Consider the following 20,415-nt stretch of genomic DNA (forward strand, 5'->3'; position numbering starts at 1 on the left):
TTAGAGGTTAATTATATGGGGTTTAAATGTGGAATCGTTGGCTTACCCAATGTCGGCAAATCAACTTTATTCAATGCACTGACAAAGGCAGGCATTGATGCAGCAAATTATCCTTTTTGTACCATTGAACCTAACGTGGGTATTGTCACTGTTCCCGATCCGCGACTAGACCAACTGAGCGAAATTGTAAAACCCCAACAAACCGTACCCGCCACGATGCAATTTGTAGATATAGCTGGACTGGTCAAAGGGGCAGCAAGCGGTGAAGGTCTGGGAAATCAGTTTTTGGCTAACATCCGTGAAACGGATGCTATTGCCCACGTGGTGCGTTGTTTTGAACATGCTGATATTGTCCATGTGGAAGGCAAGGTGGCCCCTTTATCTGATATTGAAGTCATTAACACTGAACTTGCCCTTGCTGATATGGAAACCCTTGAAAAAGCCATCCTTAAGGCCGGTAAACAAAGCAAAAGCGGTAATAAGGAAGCCCTGTTTGAAAAGCAAACTCTGGAGAAGGTACAAAATCATCTGAATGAAGGCAGATCGGTTCGCAGCTTAACGCTGACGCCTGAAGAAAATGCATTGATTCGCCGCCTCTTCCTGCTTACGGCGAAACCTGTGCTTTATATTGCCAATGTCGATGATAATGGTTACCAAAATAACCCCTATCTCGAGCAAGTCACTCAACTGGCAAAAGATGAACAGGCGAGTGTGGTTGCCTTATGTGCCGCCACTGAGTCGGAGTTAATTGAACTTGATGAGGAGGAGCGTCAGGAATTTATGGCCGAGCTGGGGTTGAAAGAACCTGGCTTGCATCGAGTGATTCGCGCAGGTTATGAACTGTTAGGTTTACAGACGTATTTCACTGCCGGGGTAAAAGAGGTTCGTGCCTGGACGATTCCAAAAGGAGCAACCGCTCCGCAAGCAGCTTCCGTCATCCACACCGATTTTGAGAAAGGCTTCATTCGCGCTGAAGTGATTTCCTATGAGGATTTCATCCGTTATAAAGGAGAACAAGGAGCAAAAGAAGCCGGAAAGTTACGTCTGGAAGGAAAAGAATATGTAGTGGCGGATGGAGATGTTATGCATTTTCGTTTTAACGTATAAAACCTTGATGCCATAAAGCTCCTCAATACACATGTCGTTAGCTTAACTTGAAAAAGTATAAAAAGTAAAAAAGATGAATCTGTGAAACATTGATCGTTTGAGGGAGGGGAGCTGAGCCTGAATTCTTCAGACTTGACTTTCAAAGCGCTGCATCTTAGCATGCTGTAATTTCAAATCCAGGGAGCATGCAATGACAATTGACCGAATTAAATCCTTGGTCAGCGAAGATTTTGATGCTGTGAACGCACTCATTATCCACCATATTCAATCCCAAGTCGGCTTAATAGACGATTTGTCTCATTACATTGTTCAAAGCGGAGGAAAAAGACTGCGCCCACTTCTGGTTTTACTGTCTAGTCATGCCTGTAATTATCGGGGAAAGGATCATATTACCCTGGCAGCGATGGTTGAATTTTTCCACACAGCCACTCTTTTGCACGATGATGTCATTGATGAGTCAACCTTGCGACGTGGACGGCAAACGGCAAACAGCATATGGGGCTCTAAAGCAAGTATTCTTGTCGGTGATTATTTATTTACGCAATCGGTCCAGTTGATGGTGGAAGTGGGTAAAAGCGAGATATTGAAACTGCTTGCAGACACCTCACATCAAATCAGTTGTGGCGAAGTAAAGCAACTGGCAAACCGCCACAATTCATCTTTAAGCCTTGACGAATACCTGGATGTGATAAAAGCAAAAACGGCACTCTTGTTTGCCGCTGCAGCCTGCATTGGAGCTCATTTGACCCATAAAAATCAGGAAACCATCGACAGTCTCTATTCCTATGGATTACACCTAGGTAATGCATTCCAACTCGTTGATGATGCCCTTGATTATTGTTCTGATGCTGAAACCATCGGTAAAAATATTGGTGATGACCTGGCCGATGGCAAAGCCACTCTTCCATTGCTTCATGCACTGAAAAATGGAACGCCCAGACAGCAGGAACATATTAAAGAAAGTCTGCGAGAAGGAAGCCTGAAATACCTGCCAGAAATACATCAGGCCATTAAAGAAACCAAAGCCATAGAATTTACCTATCAATGTGCCAGAGAAGAGATAGATAAAGCCTTGACGGCTTTAGCTGTTCTTCCTGAATCTCTGTATAAAACGGCTCTGATTGATTTAGCAAATTTTGCCATTGATCGCAAGCATTAACCATAATGCTATGTTATAATACGTCAACGCAAAATTATATTATTTAATATTACTTATAAGTGCGTGAAGGCTAAAAAATTTGTGATTTTTATTAAAGATCACTAGTAGCTCAACCCTATGTTAACGATAGCAAAAACGGACAGATTTGAGTTCAAGTTGCGAGAAAATTTCGCTAAAAAAGCGCAGCATAGTGACCGCACAACTTTGTGAAAAATTTACGAATCCCTGTGGTTTGACCACGAGGTCCATAAAAAAGGCCAATCTTATTATTTATCAAAGACTTAGAAAACACTGTATTTTGATAAATAGACGGGTGCTGCGGTGATTCGTAAGCGGAAAAAATTCACAAAATCGAGATTGACCTATGCAAGCACTTTTTAGTTAAATTTTCTTCAAAATGGACCAAAATTGCCGTTTATCGAGCAGGGCTGAGCACTTACAGATCACTATCGGAGTGTAGCTCAGCCTGGTAGAGCACTGCCTTCGGGAGGCAGGGGTCGCAGGTTCAATTCCTGTCACTCCGACCATGTAAAGCCCCGCGTAACCTTTAGATCCGAATTATATCCAGCCCAGATAAATACGGACGCAGAGCATTGGGAATACGGATATTGCCTTCCTTATCCTGATAATTTTCCATGATTGCCACAAAGGTGCGTCCTACAGCCAGGCCAGAACCGTTCAAAGTGTGGACCAGTTCAATTTCCTGAGTCTCGGGGTTGCGGAATCTTGCTTTCATACGGCGAGCCTGAAAAGCTTCCATGTTTGAGCAGGAGGAAATTTCGCGATACGTGTTCTGGCTGGGCAGCCAGACTTCCAGATCATAGGTTTTGGCTGAGCCCGCACCTAAATCTCCAGTGCAAAGTGCCACGACGCGATAAGGCAACTCTAGCCGTTGCAAGATGATTTCAGCATGATGCGTCAGCTGTTCCAATGCCTCATAAGAAGATTCAGGTTTGCTTATCCATACCAGTTCGACTTTCTCAAATTGATGCTGGCGAATCATGCCCTTAGTATCTTTTCCATAAGAACCTGCTTCGCTGCGAAAACAGGGAGAATGACATACATGGCGCAAAGGGAGAACATCGGGTGAAAGTATTGTGTCACGGACTGTATTGGTGACTGGAATCTCTGAGGTAGATGTCAGATAATAGCCATGCTCGCCCGTAAGCTTAAACAAATCCTCTTCAAACTTGGGTAATTGCCCTGTTCCCAGTAAACTCTCAGCGTTGACAATATAAGGCACATAGATTTCCTGATATCCATGTTCCGCCACATGGATATCCAACATAAACTGGATTAGAGCACGATGCAGCCTTGCCAACTCAGCCTTCATCACCACAAAACGGCTACCGGTGATTTTAGCGGCTAATGCAAAGTCCATCTGTCCAAGCTTTTCTCCCAACTCATCATGAGGTTTAGGGGAAAAATCAAAATGAGGGATATCTCCCCAACGGCGAATCTCTTGATTGCCATTCTCATCTTGTCCTACAGGCACAGATTCATGTGGAATATTAGGCAGGCTCAACAGGAGGTCATCAAGCCGATGAAGAATGTCATCCAACTCTAATTTTTTTTGTTCCAGTTCATCGCCAATCCGACTAACTTCTTCTCGCATGGAAGAGATGTCCTCACCTCGAGCTTTTGCCTGACCTATGGCTTTTGAACGTTGATTACGTTCATTCTGCAATGCCTGCGTTGCGACTTGCAGAGTTTTGCGTTTTTCCTCAAGCTTCTGGAAGGATTGTACATCAAACTTAAATCCTCGTTTCAGTAATTGAGCGGCAACCCAGTGAGGTTCATCTCGCATTAATTGACTGTTTAGCATAATCTACCTTTTGCAATGATTTATTCTATTTATCGTATGTATTTGCCCAACTGCCATCCTAAATACACCATAAACAGCGCTCCGACATTGTTCGCAAGAACATTCATGCACAGTTTAAACCATTGATGTTTTTCAAACATCAACAATGACTCCATGGCAAAACTGGAAAACGTCGTGTATGCACCAAGAAAACCGGAAAAAATGAACAAACGCGCGCCCTCTGTACCACTCCAGCGGTCAGAAAGCACTGCAAGTAAGAGCCCGCCAATAAAAGATCCGAGGCTATTGACAATAAGCGTCCCGTAGGGAAAATAGATTCCCCAAAATGTCTGCGCCCCTGTTTTCGTTACGTACCGACAAATTGCACCGAGCGCGCCTCCTAATGCTACAGCACCATAGGGCGTGAGCATATATTCACCTCACTATGCCGCGTGTAGATTGATTTAATACATCAATCATAGGCACAATTTCAGGACACTCCTGCTGCATAAGCTCCAGTTCCATAATGGCCTGTTGCACCGTTAAGCCCTTGCGAAAAATGATTTTATAAGCTCTTCTCAGTTGATCAATCACAGAAGAGGAAAATCCCCGACGTCTAAGACCTACGGTATTAATTCCACAAGCCGATGTCGTATGCCCTGCAATCATGACATAAGGTAAAACATCCTTAGTGACATAGGTTGCACGGGCAATAAAAGCATAAGCGCCAACATGGCAGAATTGATGAACAGCCGCATAAGCACCAATAATGGCATAATCATGCAAAATTACATGACCTGATAAAGCCGCGTAGTTCACCATGATGATATGATTTCCTACCATACAATCATGTCCGATATGAGAATAAGCCATTAAAAAATTATGATTTCCAATTTTTGTAACGCCTCCGCCTTTCACCGTGCCACGACTAATCATGCAATATTCGCGAATGACATTGTTATTTCCAATCTCAAGGCGGGTAGGTTCCCCTTGATAAGTGATATCCTGCGGCTCATCACCAATGGAGGCAAACTGAAAGATCTTATTATTCTTACCAATGACAGTGGGTCCTTCAATCACCACATGAGGACCAATCCAGGTGCCTTCGCCGATTTCCACGTCAGCCCCAATAACGGTTCCGGCACCTACTATTACGTCTTTGGCAAGTTTGGCTGAAGGATGAATGATTGCGTTTTTACTTATCACTTTTAATTTCCTTTGTTGCGCTTAACAAGTCAGCTGAACAGGCCAGTCTATCACCCACATAAGCCTCCCCGTGCATTCGCCAGAAATCCCTTTTCTGACCCACTAATTGCACTTCTAAACGCAACTGATCACCGGGTGTCACTATTTGTTTAAATTTGGCATTATCAATGCCGGCAAAGAAATGTAGAAATTCATACCCCTCTTTTGCTGTATGAGATAGACTGAATAAAATAGCTGAAGCCTGAGCCAGCGCTTCTAACATCAGTACTCCGGGCATGATAGGATTACCTGGAAAATGACCTTCAAAAAAAGGTTCGTTGATCGTCACATTTTTAATGGCTTTTAAATAATTGAGCTCTTGATAATCGAGAACCCTGTCCACCAGAATAAATGGATAACGATGCGGTATCAAATCAAGAATTTTAATAATATCTACTGGTTCATTCATTTTTTTCTCATCTTATCTTTTTCCAAGGCTTTCAGCCGTTCAATATAATCATCCAGGCGACGAAATCTTGCTGCATTTCTTCGCCAGTGCCGATGCTCACTTATCAGAGTTCCTGATGTATATACGCCCGATTTGTGTAGTGTTTTAGCAACCGTTGACATACCACTGATGACAACATTGTCAGCAAGCCTGATATAGGCTGCTATAGAACTGGCTCCGCCAATGATACAATCCGAACCGATTTGAGTGTGAGCCCCAATCGCTGCACATCCTGCGATTGCCGTGTTAGCACCAATCAGCACATCATGGGCGATCTGAACAAGATTATCCACACATACACCTTCGGCCAGATAAGTATCCCCCAGAGAACCTCTGTCGATCACTGTATTGGCGCCAATCTTTACCGAGTTTGCAATAACGACCCCTCCAACGGCAGGTCCAGCCTTCCACACTCCTTGTTGTTTGGAAAAATTGAAAGGTACGGCACCAATAACCGTGCCAGAGTCAATTCGGACATTTTGGCCGATGCGAGTTCCTCGACGAACAAAAACACCACTCTCTATTTGGCATCCCTGACCAATACAAACATTAGCTTCAATAACGGTATTGGAAGCAATCCTGACATTATCGCCCAATTGCACGTTATGCTCAATCACTGAATTGGCCGCTATAGCAATATTTTTACCTAAAATTGCTGACTCGGCAATTTTGGCGCTTGGATGAATACCGGTAAAATGCGAGGGAGAAGCCAGTAAGAGTTCTGCTGCTGCAGCCATGGCCAGAAAAGGATTAGAAACAGCAATAGCATTGCGGGGGCATACTGACATTTGATGAGGGGTAACGATAACCGCACCCGCCTTCGTCGACTGCAAAAGAGGGTAAAACACAGGATTATCATAATAAGCCACATCCTCGGATGTGGCTTGAGAAAGCGAGGCAACGCCTGTGAGTTGAATGTGAGGGTTTCCCTGCCATTCGCCTCCCAAGTGCTCAGAAAGTTGCACTAAAGTCAGCACGATAAAACCGCAGGCTTAGCTGATTTCCTCAACGACTTTATCCGTCACATCTAATTGTTGTACGCTATAGGGAGCGGCATCTTTCTGCAGAATAAGATCGTATTTTTGATCCTTTGCGACTTTGGCAATCGCATCACGCACTTTGTTATACAATCCTTCCATCGCTTTATTATGGGCGGTACTTAATTCCTGCTGATATTGTTGGCCTTCGCGCTCAAACTTCTTTTGAGCATCGATGATTTTCGTCTGCAATTCTTTCTTTTGCGCCTCGCTCATTACGGATGCGTCGCGTTTGAATTTTTCCATGTCATTTTTTAATTCTGTCTCCATAGAAACCAATTTATCACGACGAGGTTTAAATTCCTTTTCCAGTTTTTCCTGAATATTTTTCATTTGTGGGGAGGTCTGAATGATTTTTTGTAAATCCACAACACCTATTTTTGACCAATTAGCAAAAACACTGGTTCCACTAAAACTTAAAACCAATGCGATAAACAACAAACTTAATCGCTTCATAATTTTCTCCGAGATAAAAAGTTACACAGCAGCAGTTGTAATGAATACGTTTTAACCGCTGTCTATGGCTGCTCGCGCCGCCCATACATGCTAGCATATTTTAAAGCTCATACGATATACCATGGAAGAACTTCATCGTTTATTTATCTTACGCTTCCACAGACCCTAAACAGGCGCTGGGAAAAAAAATGTGTCAAGCAGAAATAACTCTCCTAAAAACTTGAAGACAGTGCAAATTGAAAAATCTGTTCCATATCTGTGGGCTGTTTATTTAAAGGCTTAGCAAGGCTAAATGCTAAAGGACCGAAAGGCGAACGCCATTCCACTGATAAGCCTGCTGAATAGCGCATAGGTCCTGCGGATGTTCCCCGTAGTATAACCGGTGTGCCGCGGGCAAATACATTTCCAGCATCGACAAAGGCCATTGTTCGAATTGTATCACGGCTTAAAGGATAAGGAAGAACAAGTCCAATGCTGCCATTCACCAAAAAATTTGCCCCAAGAGAATTACCAAAGCTATCCTGAGGTCCCAATGAAAAACTGTCATAGCCTCGAACCTGGCCGGGCTGCGCAATACCCCCTGCCATATAGTTTTCGTAAAAAGGTAAGCCTTGATTATTAAAGGTATTTCCATAGGCAATATTACCCAACAGAGAAAGAATAAAACCCTGCGTCAAAGGATAGAATAAATGAGCCTGGTAGGATGCTTTATAATATTTTAATGACTTAGAATCGGCAGGCAAGGCAAGTAATGTTGTAGCCTGCTGATTTATTCCGCTTGTTGGGTAAGGAAATTGATCATAACTGTTACGATTCCAGCCGCTTGTCAGTCGAATCTGGTGAAAGCGGTTTCCATTGAGAGCCACAAAGCTTTGAATCTGCGGGACATTTCCTGTGGACCGAATATCCAGATCTTGATATCCAAAACCAAGCTGGAGACTGCTTTTTTCGCTCAATAAAATATTGTAATTGACATCACCACCGAAACTATTGGAAGTGTAGGTACTGACATCAAGTTCCTTTTTAGGATTAACATGCTGGTAATAAAGATTGAAACCACGTCCTATGCCGGTTTTGGTATAAAAAGGATTGTAATAGTTATAAGAATAATTCTGTCCCCAGTAACTGGCATTGAACGCTAAGCCTACTGAGCGTCCTGTTCCCATAAAGTTACGTTGATTAAAAGAGGCATTAAACTGTGGCCCGTTGGTGCCGTAGCCGACAGAAGCCGTTGCCTCAGCAGAGGGAGCTTCTTCCATTTTAACATCAAGATCAACCTGGTTATTGGTACCAGGTACCGGGTTGGTTTTAATATCAATGTTTTTCAAATAACTTAACAAGCGTAATTGTCGCTCAGATTCTTTAATGTTATGTAAGGATAAAAGCGCACCCTCATCCTGACGAATGATATTACGCAAAACATAATCACCGGTTTTTGTATTTCCATGAAAATTGATTCGGCGAACATACACATGACGTCCTGGCTGGACAATAAAAGTAATAAAAACGGTTTTATCTTGCTCATTAATACGTGGTTCGGCATTGATTGCAGGGAAGCCATAGCCTTTATCGCCTAAAGCAAGACCTATCGCCGAAATACTTTCAGTTACTTTTTTTCTGGAAAAAACGTCGCCTTTTTTGACTTGGATCAAAGAGTCCTGTTTTTCTTTGGGTAACACTCTATCGCCAATCACCTCATAACCGGCAAACCGATATTGTGGTCCTTCCTCAATATGAATATGAATGTAGACATCTTTTTTATCAGGCGACAACAAAACCTGTGAAGAAACAATATTAAATTTCAAATATCCACGATCAAGATAAAAGGAGCGTAATGCTTCAAGGGAAGCATCCATCCCTTCTTTCGTGTATTGATCTTTTTTAGAAAAATAGGTCAACAGGCCGCTGGAAGATAAGCTAAGCTGGGACAGCAATTCATTGGTGGTAAAATCACGGTTGGCAATGATTTTTATTTCTTTAATGCGTGAAACACGCCCTTCGGAAATGGTCACCTGGATAGACACTCGGTTTTCTGTCAGCGGGGTTACAGAAGAAGTAATTCGAGCATTATATTTACCCCGTGCATTGTAAGCCTGCTTCAGTTCTTTTTCCAAACGCTCCAGGGATGAGCGTTGAAATACGCGACCCTTTACCAAACCCAATTGCTTGAGTAATTCCTTCATTTTATCCTTGGGAATTTCAGAATTACCAACAACATTGACCGAACCAATGGTCGCCCTCTCGACCACACGCACAATAAGAATATTCCCTTGACGCTCAAGAGTGACCAATTGAAAAAACCCCGTTTCATAAAGCGCGCGAATGATTTGAGCAGTAGATTCAGGCCCTATCTCCTCACCGACCTGAACGGGAATATAGTTCAATACTGTACCTGTTTTGATACGCTGTAAACCCGTTACTTTTATTCCTTTGACAACAAAGCCATTTGCGGCTGAAATCTGGGTTGACCATGCCAGGGCTGTAGAACAACATACCCCCAAAACAAAATTTCTGCTGATTGTTTTCATTATTATTTTACATCCAGTACTGCGAGTATCATCGAAGCTAAAAAGGATTCGATCATAACAAAAATTTGCAACCCTTTTATAGTAACTTCCAGCCTCTGTCAAGAAAAGCTTTAGACAAAGTGAACGCTTTTTGTTAATAATCCAAGGCTATCTGTCTGATAAAAAAGGACTAATAACTCATAAGTTAATAAGTCAATCTCGAAATATCATTGACCAGCGCTACCAACATCAAAGCAACCAACAATATTAATCCAGTGTAAATTCCTGCCGCCTTAAATTCATCCGTCAAAGGTTTTCTTCGAATGGCCTCGATGGCATAGAAAAGTAAATGACCACCATCCAGCATAGGCACAGGAAGTAAATTTAACACCCCTAAACTGATGCTGACCAAGGCGAGAAAGGAAAAATAATATACAATACCGCTACGGGCAGAGTCTCCTGCTCCCTTGGCAATACCAACAGGCCCACTGATATTATTTAACGATATATCCCCCATCACTAATCGCCCGATTAAAGTGAGCGTCGCACCGGTTAAATGTGCGGTCTGATTCATCGCCACAGGAATAGCGTCGAGAACTGATTCACGTTGTATCCTGAGCCAATTTTCAGGCCAATCCACTTTTTTGGATTTCAATCCGAGAAATCCTTGCTGATTGCCATTTATCTTCTTACTCCCAATGGTAAGCGCAAAAGAAGACAAACGACCATCCCGCTTCACCTTCAGTTGGATGGTTTCATTTGGATGCTCTTTAACGTACCGCACCAGCTCTAACCAATCCTCTATGGGTTTTCCATCGACAGCCACGATCTCATCATTGATCTTCAAAGGAGTATTGGCAGCCGGGGTATCCTTAAGAACTTCACCGATCACAGGCGGGATAGAAGGAATAAAGGGTATAAGGCCAAAACTGGCCAATAAATCAGGTTTTTTACTGTCTAAGTGCCAATCGGCCAGAGGCAATATCAAGGAGGTTTTCTCACCGTTCTTCAAAGATTTTACCGTTAATCGAAGGTTATCTTCAGAGCCTATATAAGGCATTATGGCATACTGAAAATCACGCCAGCTTCTTATAGGGACATCGTTTAAGGCAATGATTTCCTGTTGTGCTGAGAGTCCGGCTTTTTCAGCAATGCTGCCGGGTGTTACTGCCTCAATCATTGGAGCTAACGATTTGATACCGATGATTGCAACCAACCATAACATCAAAAAAGCAAAAAGAAAATTAAATAAGGGGCCCGCCACAACAATGGCAATCTTCTTCCACATAGGTTGCCGGTTAAATGCAAGATGTTTTTCCTCTTCTCTGACTTCCCCTTCCGTTTCATCAAGCATTTTGACATAACCGCCTAATGGAAACAAAGACCAGACATATTCCGTGCCTTTTTTATCATGCCAGCTAGCAAGTATTTTGCCAAAACCAAAGGAAAAACGCAGTACTTTTACGCCACACCAGCGAGCCACCTGAAAATGGCCGTACTCATGAATAACCACCAGTAATAATAAGGCGAGTAAGAAATAAAATAGCGCTGATAGCATCTTAAAACCTAAATGAAAACAGGGTTAAACCGAAATAAAAAAAAGGGAGCGCGGCAATTAAACTGTCCAGGCGATCAAGTATTCCCCCATGGCCAGGCAAAAGCGCGCCTGTGTCTTTTAACTGACAACGCCGCTTCAACATACTGATAAATAAATCACCCAAAATAGAAACCCAGGCTATGGCTAGAGCCAAAACAATCCAAAGCCAAACTGGTTCAGGTTTTAGCCAAAAATAACCGCAAAGAGAAACGAGAACAACTAAACTCAAGCCACCCAAAACACCTTCCCAGGACTTACCAGGACTGACACGCGGAATCAGTTTATGCCCACCCCACTGCTTACCAGCAAAATAAGCGCCAATATCAGCAGCCCAGATCAATAACAATAAATACAACACGAGCCATTTTCCTTCCGGCAATTGATAAAGCCCTATCAGGCTTTGTACAAACAAAGGCAGAAGGATTAAACCTGAAATACTGACCACGCTCTTTTTCCCCCAGATGTTTTCCGAGGAAGGATAAGATAAAACAGCGAACAATATGATAAACCACATGCATAGGCCTGCTGCCAACCAGTAATTATACCATTGGCTGGATGCCCAAAACGATAAGGCCAACAGGAGTATAAATAGAATTCGATAAAACATTTGTTTAATAACAATCAATCTAGTCCATTCCCAGCCGCACATCATCAAAATAATAAAAACAATGCCGAGCAAAAACCAAGGGCCGGCATAAAAAAGTATAGCCAAAATCAAGGGCACTAGTATGAGGGAAGTAATTAAACGATATTTAAGCATGAACATTTTCCTTGTTATCAATCAGAACTTCGGATAACCGTCCATAGCGGCGCTGTCGTTTGCTATAAGCCTGCAAGGCTTTTTCAAACTCTGCGGCTGTAAAATCCGGCCAGTGTACTTCTGTAAAATAAAGCTCTGTATAAGCCATCTGCCAAAGAAAAAAATTACTGATACGCAGCTCCCCGCTGGTGCGGATAAACAAATCGGGTTCCGGCAAATCTCCGGTATCCAGAAATCGCGCAAACACTTCCTCGTTCAACTCACTTATTCTCAAATCACCGTTATTGACAGCGGTAATTATTTTTTTAGCAGCATTAAGCAAATCCCATTTACCGCCGTAATTTACAGCCACATTCAGTATCATGTTTTGATTATCTGCCGTCAGAGATTCAGCGTGCTTCATCTGCTGTTGTAAAGAGTCTGATAAGGCTGATCTGTCTCCGGTAAAACGAATAGAGACCCCTTGATGATGCAATTCCTCCATCTCATGATTCAAAACTTCAAGAAACAATTGCATTAAAAAACTCACTTCTTCATAGGGTCTGGACCAGTTCTCACTGCTAAAGGCAAAAAGACTTAAGCAATAAATACGTTTTTCAAGAGAAACCCGCACTATTTCCTTAACAGTTTTTATGCCAGCACGATGGCCTTCAATGCGTGCAAGGCCTTTACTTTCAGCCCAACGCCCATTACCATCCATAATGATAGCAATGTGTTGAGGTAACTTATTAGCCAAAACGATTTTCCTGCAACTTAAAATAATGCATAGTCTAACTGCTTTAATAAAAAAGATTAAGCCGATATGTCAAAAAACTTGCAGCATTGCGTAGCACTTTTCTACTTTTTTATATTGAAGTATTTACTGCAATTTTTTTAGCTGAAAAACTCATCATATGTAACACAGTTTTTTAGCCGACCTGGATGCATTTTGGAGTTTTTAAAGCAGTTTATATGAGATTAATGAATATTTTATTTAAAATTTCGTGGGTATGCAGTTGGCTAACCTACCCACTACATATGGTGTTTAACGATTTTGCCGGCACCGGATCAATTGCAAGCGCTTGCTCTATGAGTCGAAGAAAAAGCTTCCCCTGTGAAGAGAATGTTCTTCGATTAAATCTAGATTCTTGTTGTCGATTCGCTCAAAAAAACCTTAATCTTCCCTTGGGAGGCAAAAAAGACTTGGAAAATCTTTCATTTAAAGTTGAAATTTTACCTATATAATCTGAAGTTTGTCCCATTCAGTAACTTTGTAGCCTCATTTAGAGGGTCATTTTCACCATGTGGTTTTCTGGTTTCCAGTTCTAAACAAGTCTTTAATGGTATATACTTCTCTCTTTTATTTTGATTAAAAAAGCTCTGCACCGCACGGGAGGCGCTTTCTAGCTTATTAAACCCTTTTGTAACAAGAGAATTAATAGGACTATGCAGAGTAACATCCATATTATCATGGTCTTCTATATCAGCTTCCAACAAACAAGCAACCGTCTGTGGGGCACTTAAAAGCTCTATTAAACCAGATACATCCTCATCTATCATTTTTTGTATACCATTGGAAAAATCAATATCAACGATAAAGTCTATAATTTCCTCTTTATTTTTAAAATCAAACCTGTTTAGCCCATCAATAATTATATCTACCAATGGATAATCATCATTGATACCCAAACATTGTTGCTCAGCTAATTGATTTAAAATTCTGATTATATTATTTGATCCGCTATTTTCAGTGGAGTTGCTTAATAATTCAATGACAACATCTGCTGTTGTCATGCTTCGCATCTGATAAATGAAATTTAACACATCCCATTGCTCTGTCTCTATAAAATAATTTGGATTTCTGATATGGCATGATAATATATCAGCGTATCTTCCAATAATTTTTTGTTTCTGGGTTTGAAATTTGTTTTCCATTTTCCACTGATTATAGCGAATAATATTTTCATCATTTTTAATTCTCCTCTGCAAGGACAATCCCAATTGTGAAATACTTCCAAGCAAGGAAAGTATGGTTCCACCTATTGCCACAGGGCCAGTGACTGAAATTAATGGATTAACATTGCCAACTATTAAACAAACTTTGGCAGAAGTATCAAAAATATTTTTGAACAATCCTATTAGTTTTTCAAAATATTTTTTATCTAAATTTTCAAGATATTTATCGAGAAAATAAACATCACGTTCACAAGAAAGTAGCTCTGGGTAGTTATCTTCAAGCGCTTGCAATTGGCTTTTTACAGCACCGTACTTGTCCATCTCATGAATAATCGTTACCAAGTCCATTATAGTTAAGGCTAAACCACAAATATTAGACATCAGGCCAATAATAGGTAAAATTTCCTTGAGTGGTAAGTTAAATGGCAGCTTGGCAATATTTTCAATTTTTTCAAAAATTGCCATAAAGGTATGTCCAATATTTATTAAATATCGAACTAACTTTATAACTTCTTGAGCCTTTTCATTATTATCATCAATTTCGGCCTGCAGCAGTCTTTCCAGTCCCATTAATCTTGGTTTAAGATTATATAGTTCAATTAAGATACCGGTGCCGGTAGATGCTAAAAATCCAACCCCTAGAGTATTATTATCCACTGTTTCTTCGTCAATAAGATTTAAGGTGTCCGTCAGAATCCGATCAATATTGTTGTACAAACTTTTTCCTTTTAGCGCGATATTTACACCATCCTTTGCGGCATTAAAACCATTTAGCGCCGTCCGCTTTTTGTTAAATGGGACTGATGAATTATATTTCATTTTAACTAATTTTCTTTCTTTCTTCGGCTCATCTGCCCCGAGTGCAAATCCTTCAAATTGTAGATTTGGAGTTTTAAATCCAGAAAGGTCAGATAAGTTTGATTGTAAATCGTCAAGTAACTTGCAAAGTACAATATAATCTTCTCTTTTAAAGTCAATCCTGTTGTTATTAGATATAAAATCCTCCATTCGTTTAATGCTTTTAAGCATGTGTTGTATCTGAGATATGTTGAACTTTCCATCATTTGATAAGGTTACAGAGTGTAATGCTGGCATGAAGGTTTGGAAATCGAAATCGTCGGCAATTAAAGAACTTTGATTTTGTGTGACTTCGCCATATATTTGTCTAAATAGTGCTTGAGCTTCATTATATTGGCTTAAAATATCCTTAGCATCCATTCGCTTACCTCTTACATTTACTAATTCATTTATTATACCATTCGATTATTTGTTGAACATTATCGGGTTGTCGTAATAGCGACATTTTTGAATGCATTTTGGATACAAGGCGTTTTAAAAAATCTGTTCTGACTTAAGGCATTGTTGATTCGCGTAAAAACCAACCATATTTTAAAACAACCGATATTCCGCACTAGAATTTGGAATTAATTAACGTGAATTCGATATAACTGGTCAAACGACAGCCACGAATGTTTTTTCAATATTCAAGGAAGGTTTCTTTGGCTTAAGTGCATAAGCTGCCAAACCAGCCAAGATATTGACCATAAAATTAAAGACAGAACGATGCCTTGAGTGTTCGATATTTGAAATATTTTTTAATTGGTCAATAACAGATTCAACAATGGCTCTTTTTCTCAACAGGACTTTGTCAAAGGCATCGAGCACTTTTTGCTTCATATTTTTTCTGACTTTGGTCAGTAGTTGCAAGCCTCTTTCAGCAAGTTTCTCGGTCAGATTTTGGGAAATATATCCCTTATCTCCAATCATTTTACCCAACAGATTTTTACTTAAATCGGGCACAACCGTTCGGTCATCTGTTCGGCTTGAGGTTATTTTAAAAGCCATTAGCTCACCTTTATCATTGGCCACCAAATGAAGTTTAAAACCAAAATACCATCCCATAGTTGATTTGGACTTCTCCGCTAACCCCTTAAATGTTTTATTCTGTTGCGCTCTTTTAACGTGGCAGACCTCAATAGGGGTTGAGTCTACGAAATAAATGCCAGTTAGAGTCTTTGATTGATTGTGGCAAAATGCCGTTAATGGCACTATACAAGATGGCATCAGCTCAGTCATTCTGCTATAGCTGACCAGTTTTGGGAAATAGGGACGTAAATCTTTCTGCAAAACATAAGAATAATAGCTTTTGAAGTTTCGATAATTGGATTGGTGGTAGTGTATCACTATCGTCATTATTTCGGACATAGACAGGCTACAGGGTTTCTTCCTGACTTTGCCTGAAATATTTATAAGTTGCTGCTCAAAGATTGGTAAAAACTTTTGACAAAAATCATCGACAATACAGAATAATTCGACTAACTTATCCATTCCAGGCCTCTTGTATCCTATTACTGTTCTTAGAAAAAACAAATAAGATCACAAAAGGTCTGGGTTTTCAATATATTTTCTCTTTGCAGGATAATCCTTAAACAGTTACATCGAATTCACGTTAATTAGGTTTTTTATCGGATCGAAAAGATCTTATATAAACCAGAAAGAAAATAAAATGCACTCTCATCTGAACAAAAATAAGCTTTTTTTGACTGTTTCTTAACCTGTTTAGAATTGATCAATAAAATCTTTCACAGTAGAAATGCGAATTTATTTTTTAACCAAGATGGTTTTAATAATTCGTCCTATTTGAATATAAATGATACCATTTATTATCCTTTTCGTGGGTATGCAGTTGGCTAACTTACCCACTACATATAGTGTTTAACGATTTTGCCGGCACTGGATCAATCGCAAGCGGCTTGCTCTATTAGTCGAAGGAAAAGCTCCTCTCGTGAAGAGGATGTTCTTCGATTAAATCTAAAAGAAAACTCATTCAAGTAATAAGATAGATTCTTGTGGCTGATACCACCATATAGCGTTCCGATTAATCAGAGCTTAAGCAGAGAAACAACAAGATGAGCCTGCTCAACTATATTTTCCTCTTTCACATTATGATTACTCATTGGGTAGCCAAGACGACTTAATCCACTATAGAGGCCATCCATCGGACGTATGATGCAAGCATCTGGAAAAAACAGTAAGCGCTTAACGGGACACTTACTGTTCTCACTCGCTAACCATCAAGAATATAGAGTTTTCTCTCGCTTAAGCCAGGCAAATTAAAATGGATGGATTGTCAGGCAAAGATTTCAGCTAAAAAATTTCGCATGGACTGCATGGAACGCATTTCCGCCACCGCATCATACACCGTTCCCAAATCCTTATCATTTGCCTTTGGATTGGTGAATGCATGTTGGGTATGGCCATACATATGAACCTGCCAGTCAGCTTTTGCCTGAGTCATTTCATTACAGAATTCATTCACCTGCTCTGGTTTTCCCATGGGGTCATCATAACCGTGCAGCGCTAAAACTTTTGCCTTGATGGTTTCTGTTTTAAGATTTTCAGGCTTATTTAGCAAGCCATGAAAGCTGACTACCCCTTGGATTGAAGCACCACTTCTTGCTAAATCAAGCGCACAAAGTCCACCAAAACAAAATCCGATGGCAGCAATTTGCTGGCTATCCACTTCGGGAATTTCCCTAACCGTATCCAAAGCCGCCTGAATGCGCTCTCGTAATAAAGCCCGATCATTAATTAAAGGCTGCATCAAGCCTTTTTTTTCATCCAAGGTCTCACCCAAACGAGCTTCACCAAACATATCGACGGCAAAGCCCACATAACCCATATCCGCCAACATTTCCGCTTTCTTGCAGGCAAATTCATTCCTACCACTCCAATCATGAATAACCAATATCGCCGGACGTTTTTTTCTATGAGAATCATCGTAGGCCAGAAAACCATGCATAGGCTGTGCTCCGTGATGATAAACAAAATTTGAAGTGTGCATGTTTTTATTCCCTAAGTTGACATGAGGTGAGTTTAACATCAAAGGTATTCGTGCCTTTGATATCGCAAAACGAATCTTATCCCGTAAAAAGCAAAGCTTTTTACGCCAAAATCAATCAAAATAATCGGGCTCGACATCAGCGATGTCAATTGCTGTTGTATATCGAGCTGACCTTCAACCGTTTTCTTTCAAAACCTGTCGCAGAAGATAAACGAAGCGTTGAACCACAGTATACCCTTCAGTATATGAGATCAGACACCGTATCGACAAAGCCACTCTTCTTTCCAATAGAATTTCGAAAGAAGTCTGGTGAAAAATCATCAGTCTATTCCTATATGTCACGCCTCGCAACCTGTTTTATGCAGGAACTCCCATCCAGTCCCGGGACAAGCAGGCTTTTTCGTCTTGAGCCGACATTCATCATCATAGTATTTTTAGATAAAAATTGATTTAATTTTGTGCTGATGGTGCGGTTTAGCTGCGAGAAAGTGGTCGTTTGTATTTCAAATTTACTCAATTTTTAGCAAAAAAAGGACACGGGTGCGGAATGTCGGTTGATCGTCTAAGCTAAAAAATATAGTCCGAAGGAAATTAATTATGTTGACAACCATTACTGAAGCAAGAAACTTTCTTCACGCTCAACTTTGTTATCAATTATTTATTACACCCCTTCATTTACCCGTGGAAAAACAATATCGTCATTTTGCCAGTAGAGCCTGCGAATATTTTGAGGATAAACGCAGTGAAGCCATCCATCAACAATACCCTCGTCATCATATCATTCATCATTTTGCCCAAGCACACCGCCCGCAAGCGAAAAAAATCCTTATTGCTCATGGATGGATGTCGCGAGCAGCCTATATGATCCGCTTAACGCACACTTTGCATCAACAGGGTTATGATGTCTATATCCCAGACTTTCCTGCACATGGTGAAGCTAAGGGATTTCAACTTCCATGGACTGATGCTGTGCTTATTTTGAAAAATATTATCAATCAATTTGGACCTTTTTATGCCGTCATTGGTCATTCATTTGGAGGCTCAATGTTGTTGAATACCTTGAATCTGGCTGGTCAACTACCTGACTGGCAACTGAAATATACGCCAGAACGATTCATCTTGATTGCCTCTCCTACACGTATGCGTTCTCCCGTTCATCGTCTTGCCAGACGATTCAAATTAAATGGAGCCGGATTCCAATGTCTGCGCGATGTGATTTATCAACAAGCCGACATTGATCCTCGCCTGGTAAGACTGCAGAATTTTCTTGTTCAAGGCAGGACAATCCCTTTCCTTTGCATCCACGGTGAAAAAGATCTTACCGTTCACCCGAAAGAATCGATCATCTTTTGCAGAAATTACCATCATGGCGAATTAAAAATGCTAAAAGATGCCACACATGTCAGTGTTTTGCTGGATGAGCGTGTTGAACAACATGCAAGTGAATTTTTAAATAGAAAGTTTTAGATTTTAAAGGTTTGAAGTTTTGCGGATGATAAAGATAGGCTGTTATTAAGGAAGGCGAGTAGTGAACAAAATCATTCTTAAGCAGCAAAATGTTATCTAATGGCTGCTTTGAGTATTTTTTCAGAATGATTTCGTTCAGGATGTGAAATAGTACGCTATACTGCGGCTTCTTCCATATATGTACGCAGCTTTTTCATGGCATTTTTTTCAAGCTGACGTATCCTTTCAGCGGAAACACCATATTTTTCGGCCAGAGAGTGAAGGGTGGTTTTGTTTTCAATTAACCAACGTTGCTGTAATATATCCTGACTGCGCTCATCCAGGCGTTCAAAAGCCTGCATTAACTGTTCCCGACCTTCTTCACCACTGTTCTCTTTCTCCAGTAACACAGCAGGATCGTGACTGGCATCGTGCAGATAATGTTCCGGAGCTTTAAAAGCCTCCTCCATGCCGGCATCTGGCGCATCGTAAGGTGAGTCCATGACATTGAGCCGTTGCTCCATCTGTAGTACATCTTCACGACTAACCCCCAGATCTCTGGCAACAGCATCCACTTCCTCTGCACTGAACCAACCCAGCCGCTTTTTCATGTTGCGAAGATTAAAAAATAATTTGCGCTGAGCCTTTGTGGTAGCGATTTTTACAATTCGCCAGTTGCGCAATACAAACTCATGTATTTCGGCTTTAATCCAGTGAACGGCAAAGGAAACAAGACGCACACCCATGGTTGGGTCAAACCGCTTTACCGCTTTCATTAAGCCAATATTTCCTTCCTGAATCAGATCGCTTAAAGGAAGGCCATACCCCAGATAACCGCGAGCCACGCGAACCACATAACGCAAATGAGCCAGAACCAGCCTTCGAGCCGCCTCAATGTCTCCCTGTGCATGAAAGCGCTGGGCAAAATCAATTTCTTCCTCAGCTGATAGCAAAGGAATCTGATTCACGCGGTGAATATATGCGTCAAGATTACCTATGGGCAGGTTCATTGCAGCAAGTTGCAATTGTTGACTCATTTTTCTTCCTCCGGTTATCCACTTCATAACAGG

The 20,415-nt window shown here is 40.9% G+C and carries 17 protein-coding genes, 1 tRNA gene and 1 pseudogene; 4 read left to right on the forward strand and 15 right to left on the reverse strand.

Annotated features, from left to right (window positions below; translation table 11 throughout):
* The first annotated feature begins 15 nt into the window (after positions 1 to 15).
* The 3 genes from ychF to E4T55_RS05190 all read left to right on the forward strand — a co-directional run bounded on the left by ychF (position 16) and on the right by E4T55_RS05190 (position 2,793).
* On the forward strand, positions 16 to 1,107 hold the full coding sequence (gene ychF, locus E4T55_RS05180) for a redox-regulated ATPase YchF (protein ID WP_058502526.1): 1,092 nt from the start codon (positions 16 to 18) through the stop codon (positions 1,105 to 1,107).
* Positions 1,108 to 1,297: 190 nt separating this feature from the next.
* Positions 1,298 to 2,266 (forward strand): polyprenyl synthetase family protein, encoded by a 969-nt coding sequence (locus E4T55_RS05185; RefSeq protein ID WP_058502525.1) that lies wholly within the window; start codon positions 1,298 to 1,300, stop codon positions 2,264 to 2,266.
* Positions 2,267 to 2,716: 450 nt separating this feature from the next.
* A tRNA-Pro gene (locus E4T55_RS05190) sits at positions 2,717 to 2,793 on the forward strand.
* A gap of 20 nt (positions 2,794 to 2,813) precedes the next feature.
* Here the strand turns inward: E4T55_RS05190 and serS are convergent.
* The 14 genes and pseudogenes from serS to E4T55_RS05260 form a co-directional block, all read right to left on the reverse strand.
* Complete coding sequence (gene serS, locus E4T55_RS05195; protein ID WP_058502524.1) at positions 2,814 to 4,091, reverse strand: serine--tRNA ligase; 1,278 nt, start codon at positions 4,089 to 4,091, stop codon at positions 2,814 to 2,816.
* A gap of 29 nt (positions 4,092 to 4,120) precedes the next feature.
* Positions 4,121 to 4,501: a fluoride efflux transporter CrcB gene (gene crcB, locus E4T55_RS05200; RefSeq protein WP_058502523.1), complete on the reverse strand. Its 381-nt coding sequence runs from the start codon at positions 4,499 to 4,501 to the stop codon at positions 4,121 to 4,123.
* 4 nt (positions 4,502 to 4,505) lie between these two features.
* Positions 4,506 to 5,276 carry an acyl-ACP--UDP-N-acetylglucosamine O-acyltransferase gene (gene lpxA, locus E4T55_RS05205; RefSeq protein ID WP_058502522.1) on the reverse strand — a complete coding sequence of 257 codons (771 nt, stop codon included), beginning with the start codon at positions 5,274 to 5,276 and terminating at the stop codon, positions 4,506 to 4,508.
* Positions 5,266 to 5,724, reverse strand: coding sequence for a 3-hydroxyacyl-ACP dehydratase FabZ (gene fabZ / locus E4T55_RS05210; RefSeq protein WP_058502521.1), 459 nt, complete (start codon positions 5,722 to 5,724; stop codon positions 5,266 to 5,268). Before fabZ ends, lpxA begins: the two co-directional genes overlap by 11 nt.
* On the reverse strand, positions 5,721 to 6,740 hold the full coding sequence (lpxD, locus tag E4T55_RS05215) for a UDP-3-O-(3-hydroxymyristoyl)glucosamine N-acyltransferase (RefSeq protein ID WP_058502520.1): 1,020 nt from the start codon (positions 6,738 to 6,740) through the stop codon (positions 5,721 to 5,723). The genes fabZ and lpxD overlap by 4 nt, the downstream gene beginning before the upstream one ends.
* Positions 6,741 to 6,755: 15 nt before the next feature.
* Positions 6,756 to 7,256 carry an OmpH/Skp family outer membrane protein gene (locus tag E4T55_RS05220; RefSeq protein ID WP_058502519.1) on the reverse strand — a complete coding sequence of 167 codons (501 nt, stop codon included), beginning with the start codon at positions 7,254 to 7,256 and terminating at the stop codon, positions 6,756 to 6,758.
* Between the two features lie 212 nt (positions 7,257 to 7,468).
* A complete protein-coding gene (bamA, locus tag E4T55_RS05225; protein ID WP_058502518.1) occupies positions 7,469 to 9,784 on the reverse strand; it encodes an outer membrane protein assembly factor BamA in 2,316 nt (771 codons plus the stop codon).
* A gap of 184 nt (positions 9,785 to 9,968) precedes the next feature.
* Positions 9,969 to 11,321, reverse strand: a complete 1,353-nt coding sequence (rseP, locus tag E4T55_RS05230) for an RIP metalloprotease RseP (RefSeq protein WP_058502517.1) — start codon at positions 11,319 to 11,321, stop codon at positions 9,969 to 9,971.
* 1 nt (position 11,322) lies between these two features.
* On the reverse strand, positions 11,323 to 12,120 hold the full coding sequence (locus tag E4T55_RS05235) for a phosphatidate cytidylyltransferase (RefSeq protein WP_058502516.1): 798 nt from the start codon (positions 12,118 to 12,120) through the stop codon (positions 11,323 to 11,325).
* Positions 12,113 to 12,856 carry an undecaprenyl pyrophosphate synthase gene (locus E4T55_RS05240; protein ID WP_058502515.1) on the reverse strand — a complete coding sequence of 248 codons (744 nt, stop codon included), beginning with the start codon at positions 12,854 to 12,856 and terminating at the stop codon, positions 12,113 to 12,115. Before E4T55_RS05240 ends, E4T55_RS05235 begins: the two co-directional genes overlap by 8 nt.
* A gap of 476 nt (positions 12,857 to 13,332) precedes the next feature.
* Positions 13,333 to 15,273, reverse strand: coding sequence for a hypothetical protein (locus E4T55_RS05250; RefSeq protein WP_058502513.1), 1,941 nt, complete (start codon positions 15,271 to 15,273; stop codon positions 13,333 to 13,335).
* Positions 15,274 to 15,507: 234 nt separating this feature from the next.
* A complete protein-coding gene (locus E4T55_RS05255; RefSeq protein WP_115325218.1) occupies positions 15,508 to 16,383 on the reverse strand; it encodes an IS982 family transposase in 876 nt (291 codons plus the stop codon).
* 367 nt (positions 16,384 to 16,750) lie between these two features.
* Positions 16,751 to 16,937, reverse strand: a pseudogene (locus tag E4T55_RS15425) (IS1595 family transposase); the annotation flags it as partial.
* A gap of 248 nt (positions 16,938 to 17,185) precedes the next feature.
* Complete coding sequence (locus tag E4T55_RS05260) at positions 17,186 to 17,899, reverse strand: dienelactone hydrolase family protein (RefSeq protein WP_058502972.1); 714 nt, start codon at positions 17,897 to 17,899, stop codon at positions 17,186 to 17,188.
* Between the two features lie 594 nt (positions 17,900 to 18,493).
* Here E4T55_RS05260 and E4T55_RS05265 point away from each other — a divergent pair.
* Positions 18,494 to 19,366 (forward strand): alpha/beta hydrolase, encoded by an 873-nt coding sequence (locus tag E4T55_RS05265; protein ID WP_058502970.1) that lies wholly within the window; start codon positions 18,494 to 18,496, stop codon positions 19,364 to 19,366.
* Positions 19,367 to 19,521: 155 nt separating this feature from the next.
* Here the strand turns inward: E4T55_RS05265 and rpoH are convergent, their stop codons facing one another.
* Positions 19,522 to 20,382 (reverse strand): RNA polymerase sigma factor RpoH, encoded by an 861-nt coding sequence (gene rpoH, locus E4T55_RS05270; protein ID WP_058502969.1) that lies wholly within the window; start codon positions 20,380 to 20,382, stop codon positions 19,522 to 19,524.
* Between the last annotated feature and the right edge of the window lie 33 nt (positions 20,383 to 20,415).

The organism is Legionella israelensis, assembly GCF_004571175.1.
In the GTDB taxonomy this organism is placed as follows: domain Bacteria; phylum Pseudomonadota; class Gammaproteobacteria; order Legionellales; family Legionellaceae; genus Legionella_D; species Legionella_D israelensis.